Genomic DNA, 12163 nt, shown 5'->3' with positions numbered 1-12163 from the left:
AGAACGGTGATCTACCTACTCAAACGTGATGGGAGCCGCAACTGTTACGGGTCACGTGGTATCCGTCGGTCGCGGCACCGGTGCACCCCGCGCCGTGCCGGGCCCGTGATGTCGGCCGAGTGGCTTATCGTGCCCCCATGGCCGCGCAGCTGACCTTCGACGAGCTCGGGACACCGCTACGCGACACCACGTTCGTTGTCGTCGACCTGGAGACCACGGGCGGCCGTGCCGGACAGGACGGCATCACCGAGATCGGTGCGGTCAAGGTGCGCGGCGGCGCGGTGCTCGGCGAGTTCGGCACGCTCGTCGACCCCGGCCGCGCGATCCCCCCACAGATCGTCTCGCTCACCGGTATCACCGAGGCCATGGTCGCCGACGCGCCCACGATCGACACGGTGCTGCCCGCCTTTCTCGAGTTCGCCACGGACGCGGTTCTCGTCGCGCACAACGCGCAGTTCGACACGGGATTCCTCCGCGCGGCCGCCGCCGAGCACGGATACCGGTGGCCACGCCCACCTGTGGTATGCACCCTACGGCTCGCGCGGCGGGTGCTCTCCCGCGTCGACGCGCCGAGCTGCAAGCTCTCCGCGCTCGCCGCGCTGTTCGGCACCGACGTCCCCGCGCACCGCGCCCTCGACGACGCGCGCGCCACCGTCGGCGTGCTGCACGGCCTGCTGGAGCGAGTCGGACCGCTCGGTGTGCAGTCCCTCGAAGAGCTACTGGGCTTCCTCCCGAACGTCACCACCGAGCAACGTCGCAAGCGCGGGATGGCCGCCCACCTCCCGGAGCGTCCCGGCGTCTACCTGTTCCGCGGTCCCCGTGACGAGGTCCTGTACGTGGGTACCGCGAGCAACCTGCGCCGCCGGGTCCGGCAGTACTTCACCGGATCCGAGGGGCGCGGGAAGATGCGCGAGATGGTCGCGCTGGCCGAACGCGTGGACCACGTGGAGTGCGCGCACGCCCTGGAAGCCGGTGTCCGCGAGCTACGCCTGCTCTCGGCGCACCGCCCCTCCTACAACCGCCGCGCCAAGAACGCGCGTGGCCAGTGGTGGCTGGCGTTGACCAAGGAACCCTTCCCGCGCCTGTCCGTCGTGCGCACCGAACGCGAGGGGGCGCTGGGGCCGTTCCGGTCACGTGCCGCGGCCCAGCGCGTGGCGGAGACGTTGACCGCGGCCACCGGCCTGCGGTCCTGCACCCAACGCATCCCCGCCCGCTCCCCGCAGGGCAGTCCGTGCGCGCAGTTCGACCTCGGGCGCTGCGGAGCACCGTGCGCCGGCAAGCAGAGCGTCTCCGGCTACGCACCCGCCGCGCACTCGGTCACCGGCCTGGTGGCCGGATCCGGCGCGGAGCCGCTGCGCGCCGCCGGGGCGGAGATCGACGCACTCGCCCACGCGGAACACTTCGAGCTCGCCGCGCAACGCAGGGACGACCTCGCGGCCGTCGTACGGTCCGTGGGCACCGCACACCGCATGGCCTCGCTTGCCTCGATCGCCGAGCTGGTCGCGGCGGCGCCCGACGGGTCGGGAGGGTGGGAGATCGCCGTCGTGCGTCACGGGCGGCTGGCGGCCGCGGGCACCGCCCGCCGGGGATTCGCCCCGATGCCGGTGGTCGAGCAGCTACTCGCCGGCGCCGAGACGGTGGTCCCGGCGCCGGGCCCGCTGCGCGGCGCCCCGCCCGAAGAGGTGCGCGTACTGCTGCGCTGGTTGACCCGCGCCGAGGTGCGGCTCGTCCGCTCCAGCCAGGGATGGGCCGAGCCGGCATGGGCAGCGGGCCCGTGGTACGGGTGGCTGGACACGGTCGCCGAGGCCGCCACCGCCGAGCGCGCAGGGTGACGCGGGACTTCCCGCCCCGCGTCACCCGCGCACGGTAACGGCTCCCTGCCGGCTTCTCGACTTGCTGCCGGCCTCTCTACTGGCTCTCTGCCGGCTCAGACTCAGAGGCAGGCTCAGTGCTCGCCGGAACGGGTGGTGGCGACATCGCCCTCGCCGGAGGGTTCCTCCCCGTCGTGCTGGCCGTTGGTGTGCCCGTGCTGGGACGCGCGAGCAGCCTCGAGCGCCCTCGTCTCCTCACCGGGATCCGGCGTCAGCACACCGGGCACCGGCTTGCCTGCCGTGCCCAGCTCGTTCATCTTCTTCGGCACCGGCGCGCCCTGGTACTCCAGCGGGATGGCGTGGCCGTGCTCGTCCACCCCGCCGAGCGGCTGGTGCACCTCGATGAACTCACCGTGCGGCAGCCTCTTGATGATGCCCGTCTCGATCCCGTGCTCGAGCACCTCGCGGTCGGACCGCTGCAGGCCGAGACAGATCCGGTATGTGATCAGGTAGGCCAGCGGCGGCAGCACCAGCAGGCCGATGCGGCCCGCCCACACCATCGCGTTCAGCGAGATGAAGAACTTGTCCGCGATGACGTCGTTGCCGGTCGAGACCAGCGTGACCATGAAGTACGTGATCGCCATCGCGCCGAGGCCGGTCCGTACCGGCACGTCCCTCGGCCGCTGCAGCAAGTTGTGGTGCGCGTAGTCCTTGGTGAACTTGCGTTCGATCCACGGGTACAGTGCCGCCGCCGTCACCAGCAGTGGGAGCCCCGCCATGAACGGCAGGAAGGTCGCGGGCAGGGTGTACGGGCCGATATAGGCCTCCCACGCAGGCCAGAGCCGCAACAACCCGTCCGTCCAGGCGATGTACCAGTCCGGCACCGTGGCCGCCGAGACCTGCGAGGCGTTGTAGGGGCCGAGGTTCCAGATCCCGTTGATCTGGAACACGCCTCCCATGATCGCCGTGACACCGGTGACGATGGCAAAGAAGCCGCCACCCTTGAGCGCGAACACCGGCATGATGCGCACGCCGACGACATTGCTCTCCTTGCGCCGCACCCCGGGCATCTGGGTGTGCTTCTGGTACCAGACCAGCGCCAGGTGTACCGCGATGAGCGCGGCGAGGATCGCAGGCAGCAGGAAGATATGCACCGTGTACAGCCGGGGAATGATCTCCATTCCCGGGTACTCCCCGCCGAAGGCCAGCCAGTGAGTCCACGTGCCGATCACCGGGATCGACATGATCAGCCCGGACATGATCCGCAGTCCCGAGCCGGAGAGCACGTCGTCCGGCAGCGAGTACCCCGTGAAACCCTCCATGATGCCGAGGGCGAGGATCGTGATCCCGATGAGCCAGTTGGCCTCGCGCGGCTTGCGGAACGCCCCGGAGAAGAACACGCGCAACATGTGCGCGACGATCGCGGCCATGAACAGCAACGCCGCCCAGTGGTGTACCTGGCGCGCGAACAGCCCGCCGCGCACGTCGAAGGAGATCTCCAGGGTCGACTCGTAGGCGCGGGACATCTCCAGGCCGCGCAGGTTCGTGAACGCCCCCTGGTAGGTGACCTCCTCCATCGACGGGTCGAAGAACAAGGCGAGGTAGGTGCCCGACAGCAGTAGGATGATGAAGCTGTAGAGCGCGATCTCCCCGAGCAGGAACGACCAGTGCGTGGGGAAGACCTTGTTCATCTGGTGGCGCATGCCACCGGACAGGCGGAACCGGTCGTCCAGCGAGTTCGCCGTGCCCGCGGCCGCACGCTCGGCCGGATGCGTCCCCTTGGTGGGTGTGGTCAGCTCACTCATGACTCGCGCTCCCAGTACGCAGGACCGATCGGTTCAATGAAATCGCCTGTCGCGATGAAGTAGCCCGTTTCCGGGTCCACGGTGATCGGCAGTTGGGCCAGTGCACGCGCGGCGGGCCCGAAGACCGGCTTCGCGTACTGCAGGGCGTCGAACTGCGACTGGTGGCACGGACACAGGATTCGGTTCGTACGCTGCTCGAACAGCGACGTCGGACAACCCAGGTGACTGCAGATCTTAGTGTAGGCGTAGTAGTCGCCGTAGTTGAAGTCTTCCTGGCCTTCCCGCTTGACCACGTGCGCGGCGTCATCGGGACGCAGCCGGATCAACATGACGGACGCGTCCCCGGCCTTGATCGCGTGCACCAGGGCCTCGTGGTCGTGGCGATCCTCCTCGCGGAACGGGTACACCGTCTCCATCCCGCCCGCGGCAAGGTCCTCGGGCCGGACAAGGGAGATCTCCCCGAAATTGCCGGTGTGCCTGCGCAGGAACACCTTCTCACCGGGCTGCCGGTGCTGCCACGGTGTCGTACTCAGCGCCTTCTCGCCCTCCGGGCCGCCCCAGGGGTCACGTACCAGGCCACCGAGGGCATAGACACCGACGGCGAGACCGAACGTACCGGCACCGAAGCCTGCCGTCCGCTTGATCAGCTTGCGCCGGCCGATCGTGCTGCGCGAACCGGCATCGGCGAGGTGCGCCGCCGCCGTCTTCCTGTCCACCTCGGCAGACGGACCGTCGTGGCGCTGCTGGACGGCGACCTCGTGCGGGATGAACCGCTTCGTGTAGAGGATGACACCGATGCCGACGGCCAGGATCGACAGTCCGAGCGTGCCACCGATCAACGGGGTGTAGAGGCTGTACAGGAAGTGGTCCTGACCGTCGCGAGGGGTTGGCGGCGTATACTGCCACGGCCACCAGATGAAAGCGGCCAGGAACGCCAGTGCCGACAGGCCTGCCAGGCCGAACCACATCGCGACGAGGCGTTCCGAACGCTTCTCCGCGCGCGTTCCCTTCACCGGCCACGGATCGTCGTATTCGACGATCTCGACGCCGTCCAGCCTCCCGCCCAGCTGGACGAGCTCCTCCCGGCTCATTTCCGAGAGTTCGGCCTCGCTGGGGACCGGGCGCTCGTCCCCTGCGCCGTGCGTCTCCTGATCTCTCGGCTCGCTGCTCACCGCTTCGCTCCGATCCACATGGTCACACCAACCAGCCCGGCCAGACCGACGATCCAGGCAATCAGCCCTTCAGGCATCGGGCCGTACCCTCCGAGCGGGTGCCCACCCGGATTGTTGTTACCGTCCGTGACCGACTGAACATACGCGATGATGTCCTTCTTCTCGTCCTCCGTGAGCTGGCGGTGAGAGAACTTCGGCATGTTCCCCGGCCCGCTCGTCATGGCCGTGTAGATGATGTCCTCGTCAACACCGTCGAGCGCGGGCGCGTCCTTACCGGCGGACAACGCACCGCCCCTGCCGGTGAAGTGATGGCAGGAGGTGCAGTTCGTCCGGAACAGCTCCCCACCGCGCGCGGGGTTGTCCCCCTGCAGGTCGACGCCGCTCTCCTCGGGGCGCTCGGGACCGCCTCCGTGGGCGTGGATATAGGCACTCACCGCGTCGATCTCGCTCGGCTCCAGCCGAGGCTCCTTCGCGTAAGCTTCAGCCCCCTGACGCGCCAGCGGCATGCGCCCGGTCGAGGTCTGGAAGTACACAGCGGCCTCCCCGACCCCGATCAGGCTCGGACCGCGATCCTCGACACCCTCGAGGTTGGCACCGTGACACGTGATGCAGGTGTTGTTGTAGACCTGCTCGCCTTCGCGCAGCAGTGTCGGATCCGCGTCCGCCCGGGCCTCCTGGGCTTCGGGGGCGAATACGGCGTACAGCGCACCAGCGGCAACGAGCGCCATGGCCAGCGCCAGTGCACCGGCAAGCTTGCGCTGGAGCCTGCTCTGCGGGCGAAAGCGACGCTTGCCTGCCTTCGCCGGATCGGGACGGGTGGTCATTTCTGCGGCAACCTTACTGTCAGTTCGGGCTGTCTGGCTGTCGGTGCTGGCTCTGCTCGCTGGGACGTCATGGCACGAAGTAGATGACCGAGAACAGGCCGATCCACACGACATCGACGAAGTGCCAGTAGTAGGAGACCACGATCGCCGACGTCGCCTGCTGGGGCGTGAACTTGGCCAGGTGGGTCCTGATGATCAGGAAGACGAACGCCGCTAGCCCGCCGATCACGTGCAGCATGTGGAACCCGGTGGTCATGTAGAAGACCGTGCCGTAAGGGACCGAGGAGAGCGTCACATGATGCTCGGCCAGTTCGATGTACTCCGTGATCCCGCCGAAGACGAAGATCGCCCCCATCAGCAGGGTGAGCAGGTACCAGCGCCGCAGGCCGAACACGTCGCCCCGCTCGGCCGCGAACACCCCGAGCTGGCAGGTGAACGACGACGCGACCAGGATGATCGTGTACGGGAGCGCCTGCGCCAGGTTCAGCTCGATCTGCTCGCCCGTCTCGGGGTGGATCGGCGGCCATACGCCGGTGTCGTTCTGGGCCTTCACGGTGAAGAACATCGCGAAGAGCCCGGCGAAGAACATCAACTCGCTTGAGAGCCAGACGATGGTGCCGACGCTGACCATGTTGGGCCGATTCAGCGAGTGCACGCGATGGCTCATCGTGGGCGCTGCCGTAGTCACGCCTGGCATTATGTCCTCCCTTGACCCCGGAGGTACCTCCGGGTCCGTCATCCAGCCCGCCATCCCGCCTACCGCGGGTGGTCGAGTTGATCATCAACCCGCCCGGCCGTGCAGGGTGCGCTACACGACCGGACCATGCCGCCCGGCCGTCCACCGGGCCGTCCACCCTGCCGGGCGGACCACCCGGTGACTCCCTGGCCCTTACGGGCACAACCGGAGTTCCGGCTACGATCGCCATGCCGGTCGGTGCTCCCGTAAGTACCCCGACAAGTACCCCAGCAAGGACCAACGTCGAAGGCGGTCGTAATGAGCAGTGAACCGCACACGATCCTGGTGTTCTCGCACCGGGATGACGTACGTGAGTCGATCATCACAGCGATCGGCCGCCGCCCGGCGGCCGACATCGGCCGAGTGAACTACATCGAGGCCGCTCAGGTCTCCGACGTGCTCGCCGAGATGGACGCCGGCACCGTCGACCTGGCGATCCTGGACGGCGAGGCACAGCCGACCGGCGGGATGGGCGTGAGCAGGCAGCTCAACAGCGAGCTCGCACAGTGCCCGCCGATCGTGGTCACCGTGCTCCGCAAGGACGACCGCTGGCTGGCGACGTGGTCGAAGGCCGACGCGGTGCTCGTGCACCCGCTCGACCCCGTAACGGCCGCGGAGACCGTCGCCGACCTCCTGCGCGCGCGCAAGCTGCCCACGGCCACCGGTGCCGGCGGGCGCGGAGCCGCGACATGAGCCAGTACACCTGGCCGACCGTGCTCGACCAGCTCATCCGGGGCACAGATATCGACGAGGAAGGCGCCGCGTGGGCGATGGCCGAGATCATGTCCGGCGACGCCACCCCCGCCCAGATCGCTGGCTTCGCCGTCGCGCTGCGCGCCAAGGGCGAGACGCCGCACGAGATCGCCGGGCTGGCCGGGGAGATGCTCGCGCACGCGCACCGTGTCGATGTCACCGTTCCCGCCGTCGACGTGGTGGGGACCGGCGGTGACCGCGCGGGGTCTGTGAACATCTCCACAATGTCGGCCCTCGTCGTGGCAGCCGCGGGGGCTGCCGTCGTCAAGCACGGCAACCGCGCGGCGTCCTCGCAGGCCGGAACCGCCGACGTGCTCGAGGAGCTGGGCGTGGTCATCAACCTCTCCCCCGGCGGCGTCCAGCACTGCGTGGCGGAGGTCGGGATCGGGTTCTGCTTCGCCCCTGTCTTCCACCCGGCCTTGCGGCACGCCGCCGCCCCGCGCAAGGAGCTCGGCGTTCCCACGACGTTCAACCTGCTCGGGCCGTTGACGAACCCGGCACGACCCGGCGCGAGCCTGATCGGCTGCGCCTACAAGGACAAGGTACGGCTGCTCGCGGAGGTGTTCGCGCAGCGAGGCACGAGCGCGCTCGTGGTGCGCGGCGACGACGGGCTCGACGAGCTCACCACCACGACGACGAGTACCGCGTGGGTGGTGCGTGACGGAGGGATCCGCCGCGAGTCGATCGACCCACGCGCGCTCGGCTTCACCATCGCCGATCCGGCCGATCTCCGTGGCGGGGACGCGGCATTCAACGCGCGCGTGGTGCGCGACCTGCTGGCGGGCGAGCCGGGACCGGTACGGGAGGCCGTCGTGCTCAATGCCGCGGGTGCGCTGGCGGCGCACACCGGGTTCTCGGACTCGCTGGAGTCGGACCTGGCCTCGGCGGCCGCGCAGGCCGCGGCCGCGATCGACTCCGGCAAGGCGGCCAACCTGCTCACCGACTGGGCCGCCCTGTCCCACACCCTCCAGTAGTTCGCTGAATGACGCTTTCAGTCCGTCTCGTGAGCTGAAAGCGTCATTCAGCACAACATGCTAGGTCTGGGGGGAGCGGGTGTGGTACTCGAAGACGAGCCCACCGACAGTGATCAGGATGCCGACCACCGCGACGACGACCAGCCACCACTGCATGACGGCCAGGGCGATGCCGGCCAGCGCCGCCCCGGCGGCGATGGCGACCGGCCAGTAGCTTCCGGGGCTGAAGAAGCCCAGCTCGCCTGCACCCTCGTGGATCTCGGCGTCGTCGCGGTCTTCCGGCCGCGGGGTGAGGCGGCGCTCGACGAAACGGAAGTAGCTACCGATCATCAACGACAGCCCAGCGGTCAGGATCAAGGCGATCAACCCGATCGGCTCGACCCCGTACGGCATCCACAGGTGCGTGCCGACGCCGTAGAGCACAGCCACGACGGCGGCGAAGACGGTCACCATGTCGAATATCCGGGCTTCGACCTTCATCGGAAGTCCTCACTCTCAACTCGTCACCGGACGCACTGCCGGATGTGTCCACCCCGCTCCCGGAGCCGGACCGCTGTGGCTAGCCGGAGGGCTCGCGGGCGGTGCGGTCCGGGTCGAACGGCGCGGTCGTCTCGGCCTGGGACGGCAGGCCCATCGCCTCGAGAGCCTGCGGCGTGGTGTACGGCCGGCCGGTCTCCTCGTTCACCCGGGACATCAGGCCCAGGTACTCGTCGTACTGCTCGGGGGAGACCGCACGCACCTCGAAGTTCATCATCGAGTGGTAGGTGCCACACAGCTCGGCGCACCGCCCGACGAACGAGCCTTCCCGCTCGATGGTGTTCTGGAACGTGTTGTCCTGGTTGTTGCGCTCCGGCTCGGGGAAGACGTCCCGCTTGAACAGGAACTCGGGGACCCAGAAGGAGTGGATCACGTCCGTCGAGCGCAGCTCGTAGCCGATGGAGCGGTCGGTCGGCAGGACCAGGATCGGGATGTCGTCGGTGCTGCCCACGGTGCTGACCGGCTCACCGTCCGGCGTCTCGGCATCGAGGTGGCGGAACTCCCAGTTCCACTGGAACGCCACGACCTCGATGGCCACGTCCGGGTCCTCGTCCTCGTCGAGAACCGAGAACTCGGTGGTCACGGTGAAGAAGAACAGCACGCAGACCATCACGACCGGGATGACCACGCAGAACAGCTCCAGCGGAACGTTGTACTGGAACTGCCGGGGCAGCTCGCCCGAGTCGCCCTTCTTCTTCCGGTGGAACGCCACCGACCACAGGATCAGGCCCCACACGATCACACCGACGACCAACGCGGCCACGGTCGCCCAGGTCCACAGCTGGCGCATCTCCTCGGCCTGCGGGGTGACGCCTTCCGGCCACCCGAATCGCAGAACCTCCTCGGCCGAGCAGCCCGTCACCGTGAGTGCGACGATGCCGGCAAGGACACTCGCCTTGCCGGCCCGGGACCACCGCGACACCGGGCTGCGCTCCTTCAGAGTCACTGCGCCACGCCTCCTCAGAGAGTTTTTCCGAACGCTCGGGCAGAGCCTAGCCGAAACACCCTGCCCCCCGACGCAAGGGGGAGAGGTGCCCACACCCCTGGCCAGACCCGGTCGGACGGCGGCTGTCGCGCCCCTGGAGCACCGAATCGACCCCGCGCACACGCCCGAGGCGGGGCCGCCGGACCGGGGCTTGATCAGGCACGGGTGACACGACCGGCATACTTGACTCTCACCTGCCAGGACCGGTGAGCGACGACGAGTGCGAAGGAAGTGTGAGGACCCGTGTGCGGCCTGCTCGGACTGATCTGCGGCACCACCCACGACACCCAGCAGGCGCGGTCGGCGGTGGCGGCCGCGTTGCACTGCCAGCGGCACCGCGGCCCCGACGAGAGCGACACGTGGGTCGACGACGAGGTCGTCTACGGGTTCAACCGCCTGTCGATCATCGACATCGAGCACTCCCATCAGCCGCTGACCTGGGGACCTCCGGAAGCCGAGCAGCGATACACCCTGCTGTTCAACGGCGAGATCTACAACTATCTCGAGCTGCGTGAGGAACTGATCACACAGCACGGCGCTGTGTTCCATACCTCAGGCGACGGCGAAGTGATCATCGCCGCATACCACTACCTCGGGCCGTCCGCCGTCGGGCGGCTGCGCGGCATGTTCGCGTTCCTGATCTGGGACGCCGAGCGCCGCGTCGTCTTCGGAGCGCGCGACCCGTTCGGCATCAAGCCGCTCTTCTACGCCACGGGCCCGGCCGGAACCGCGTTCTCCAGCGAGAAGAAGAGCCTCCTCGAGCTCACCGGCACGCTCGGGCTGGCAGCCGAGCTCGACCGCACGGCACTGCAGCACTACCTGACGTTGCAGTACGTGCCCGAGCCGGAGTCACTGCACGGCGCCGTCCGGCGGGTCGAGTCGGGATGCTCGTTCACCGTCTCCCCCGGCGAGTCCCCTGTTTTCGAGCGGTACTTCGCCCCCGAGTTCACCGCGCGCAAGGTGACAGGGCACGCGGAGGCCTCCGAACTGCACCAGCGGATCGCCTCGGTGCTACGGGACTCCGTGGCCAAACACATGCGTGCCGACGTGACCGTCGGCGCATTCCTGTCCGGCGGCATCGACTCGACCGCGATCGCGGCACTGGCCCGCGAGCACAACCCGGACCTGGTCACGTTCACCACCGGATTCGAGCGCGAGGGCTACTCGGAGGTCGATGTAGCGGCGGAGTCGACCGAGGCCATCGGTGTCAAGCATGTCGTGCGCACGGTCTCGGCGCAGGAGATGATGGACGTGCTGCCGCTGATCGTGTGGTACCTGGACGACCCGGTGGCCGACCCCGCCCTCGTCCCGCTGTGGTTCATCGCGCGCGAGGCCCGCAAGCACGTCAAGGTCGTGCTGTCCGGGGAAGGCGCGGACGAGCTCTTCGGCGGGTACACGATCTACCGTGAACCACTCTCGCTCGCACCCTTCGAGAAGGTTCCCGGCCGGGTACGCACGCTCCTCGGTGCGGTGTCGGCACGGATCCCGGAGGGCACGCGTGGCAAGGACCTGCTGCGCCGCGGCTCGATCCCGCTCGAGGAACGCTACTACGGCAACGCGCGGCTGTTCCGCGACGACCAGCTACGCCGCGTCCTGCGCACGTTCGACGAGGGCGTCGGACATCAGGACGTCACGGCGGAGCCGTACCGCATCTCGGCGGGATGGGACCCGGTCGCGCGCATGCAGCACGTCGACCTGTTCACCTGGTTGCGGGGAGACATCCTGGTCAAGGCGGACAAGATGACCATGGCGAACTCGCTCGAGCTCCGTGTCCCGTTCCTCGACTCCGCGGTGTTCGACGTCGCGTCCGGGATCCCGCTCGACGAGAAGATCACCAAGGCCACCACGAAACATGCCTTGCGGCGCGCACTCGCCATGATCGTCCCGGAGCACGTACTCAACCGCCGCAAGCTCGGCTTCCCGGTACCGATCCGGTACTGGCTGCGGACCGACATGTACGAGTGGGCCAGGGCGATCATCGATGACTCGGCCACCGACGATGTGCTCGACAAGCCGGCGGTGCGCAGGCTGCTCGAGGACCACAAGGCCGGGAACGTGGATCACAGCCGCCGGATCTGGGCGCTGCTGGTGTTCATGATCTGGCACGGGATCTTCGTGGAGGGCCGCATCAAGCCCGCTGTTCCCGAGCCGCACTACCCGGTGAAGCTGTAGGGCACGCCTGCCGCGCCGCCCGCGGCGACAGCCCGGACGGCGCGGCAGGTCTTGTCGACCGGTCGAGCTATGTCGAGCGGGGCGAGGAGATTACTTGCGAGTAGGGGTGTTGTGCTCGGGAACGAGTCTCTACCGTCAGCAGATGTGACGAAGGTAACCGAACCGGAGACCATGCACGAGCTCATCGCTGACTGCGCCGAGCTCCCGAACGCGCTGACGCCTACGAGCGCGGTGCCCCCGCCACCGAGGGCACCGACCTGGGATGTCGACGATCGGTGTTGCGCACAGATCGCGGACCTCGACGAGTACGTCTAGGGTCCGCACTCCCCCAAGCCAACTCCAGATACAGCGGGGCCGTGAGCACATGTGCTCGCGGCCCCGTTCGTCGTTCGGA

The 12163-nt window shown here is 68.4% G+C and carries 11 protein-coding genes; 5 read left to right on the top strand and 6 right to left on the bottom strand.

Translation table 11 applies throughout. The features are described from left to right. Positions 1–137: 137 nt before the first annotated feature. On the top strand, positions 138–1832 hold the full coding sequence (locus CHB84_RS07430; protein WP_089300759.1) for a DEDD exonuclease domain-containing protein: 1695 nt from the start codon (positions 138–140) through the stop codon (positions 1830–1832). Between the two features lie 113 nt (positions 1833–1945). Here CHB84_RS07430 and qcrB read toward each other — a convergent pair whose 3' ends face one another. The 4 genes from qcrB to ctaE all read right to left on the bottom strand — a co-directional run bounded on the left by qcrB (position 1946) and on the right by ctaE (position 6309). Then, complete coding sequence (gene qcrB, locus CHB84_RS07425; RefSeq protein ID WP_089300758.1) at positions 1946–3616, bottom strand: cytochrome bc1 complex cytochrome b subunit; 1671 nt, start codon at positions 3614–3616, stop codon at positions 1946–1948. Further along, entirely contained in the window at positions 3613–4788 is a 1176-nt protein-coding gene (gene qcrA / locus CHB84_RS07420; RefSeq protein ID WP_281251736.1) for a cytochrome bc1 complex Rieske iron-sulfur subunit, read from the bottom strand. Before qcrA ends, qcrB begins: the two co-directional genes overlap by 4 nt. Continuing rightward, entirely contained in the window at positions 4785–5612 is an 828-nt protein-coding gene (qcrC, locus tag CHB84_RS07415) for a cytochrome bc1 complex diheme cytochrome c subunit (protein WP_089300757.1), read from the bottom strand. The genes qcrA and qcrC overlap by 4 nt, the downstream gene beginning before the upstream one ends. Positions 5613–5679: 67 nt before the next feature. Beyond that, positions 5680–6309 (bottom strand): aa3-type cytochrome oxidase subunit III, encoded by a 630-nt coding sequence (gene ctaE, locus CHB84_RS07410; protein ID WP_089300756.1) that lies wholly within the window; start codon positions 6307–6309, stop codon positions 5680–5682. 297 nt (positions 6310–6606) lie between these two features. Here ctaE and CHB84_RS07405 point away from each other — a divergent pair, with 297 nt between their 5' ends. After that, the gene (locus CHB84_RS07405) at positions 6607–7041 is read left to right on the top strand and encodes a hypothetical protein (protein WP_089300755.1); all 435 of its coding nucleotides are present in this window, start codon (positions 6607–6609) and stop codon (positions 7039–7041) included. After that, positions 7038–8075 carry an anthranilate phosphoribosyltransferase gene (gene trpD, locus CHB84_RS07400; protein ID WP_089300754.1) on the top strand — a complete coding sequence of 346 codons (1038 nt, stop codon included), beginning with the start codon at positions 7038–7040 and terminating at the stop codon, positions 8073–8075. The genes CHB84_RS07405 and trpD overlap by 4 nt, the downstream gene beginning before the upstream one ends. A 60-nt stretch (positions 8076–8135) precedes the next feature. On the opposite strand, the gene CHB84_RS07395 is transcribed toward trpD, so the two are convergent. After that, positions 8136–8555 carry a cytochrome c oxidase subunit 4 gene (locus tag CHB84_RS07395; RefSeq protein ID WP_089300753.1) on the bottom strand — a complete coding sequence of 140 codons (420 nt, stop codon included), beginning with the start codon at positions 8553–8555 and terminating at the stop codon, positions 8136–8138. Between the two features lie 79 nt (positions 8556–8634). Next, on the bottom strand, positions 8635–9558 hold the full coding sequence (ctaC, locus tag CHB84_RS07390; RefSeq protein ID WP_089300752.1) for an aa3-type cytochrome oxidase subunit II: 924 nt from the start codon (positions 9556–9558) through the stop codon (positions 8635–8637). Between the two features lie 282 nt (positions 9559–9840). Here ctaC and asnB point away from each other — a divergent pair, with 282 nt between their 5' ends. Next, a complete protein-coding gene (gene asnB / locus CHB84_RS07385; protein ID WP_089300751.1) occupies positions 9841–11769 on the top strand; it encodes an asparagine synthase (glutamine-hydrolyzing) in 1929 nt (642 codons plus the stop codon). Positions 11770–11913: 144 nt separating this feature from the next. Next, a complete protein-coding gene (locus CHB84_RS22795; protein ID WP_176439824.1) occupies positions 11914–12084 on the top strand; it encodes a hypothetical protein in 171 nt (56 codons plus the stop codon). The last annotated feature ends 79 nt before the right edge of the window (positions 12085–12163 follow it).

It is taken from the genome of Haloechinothrix alba (assembly GCF_900188115.1).
GTDB classification, from domain to species: Bacteria; Actinomycetota; Actinomycetes; order Mycobacteriales; family Pseudonocardiaceae; genus Haloechinothrix; species Haloechinothrix alba.
The sequence above is the reverse complement of the archived record's forward strand: the minus strand, read 5'-3'. Positions and strand labels throughout refer to the sequence as shown.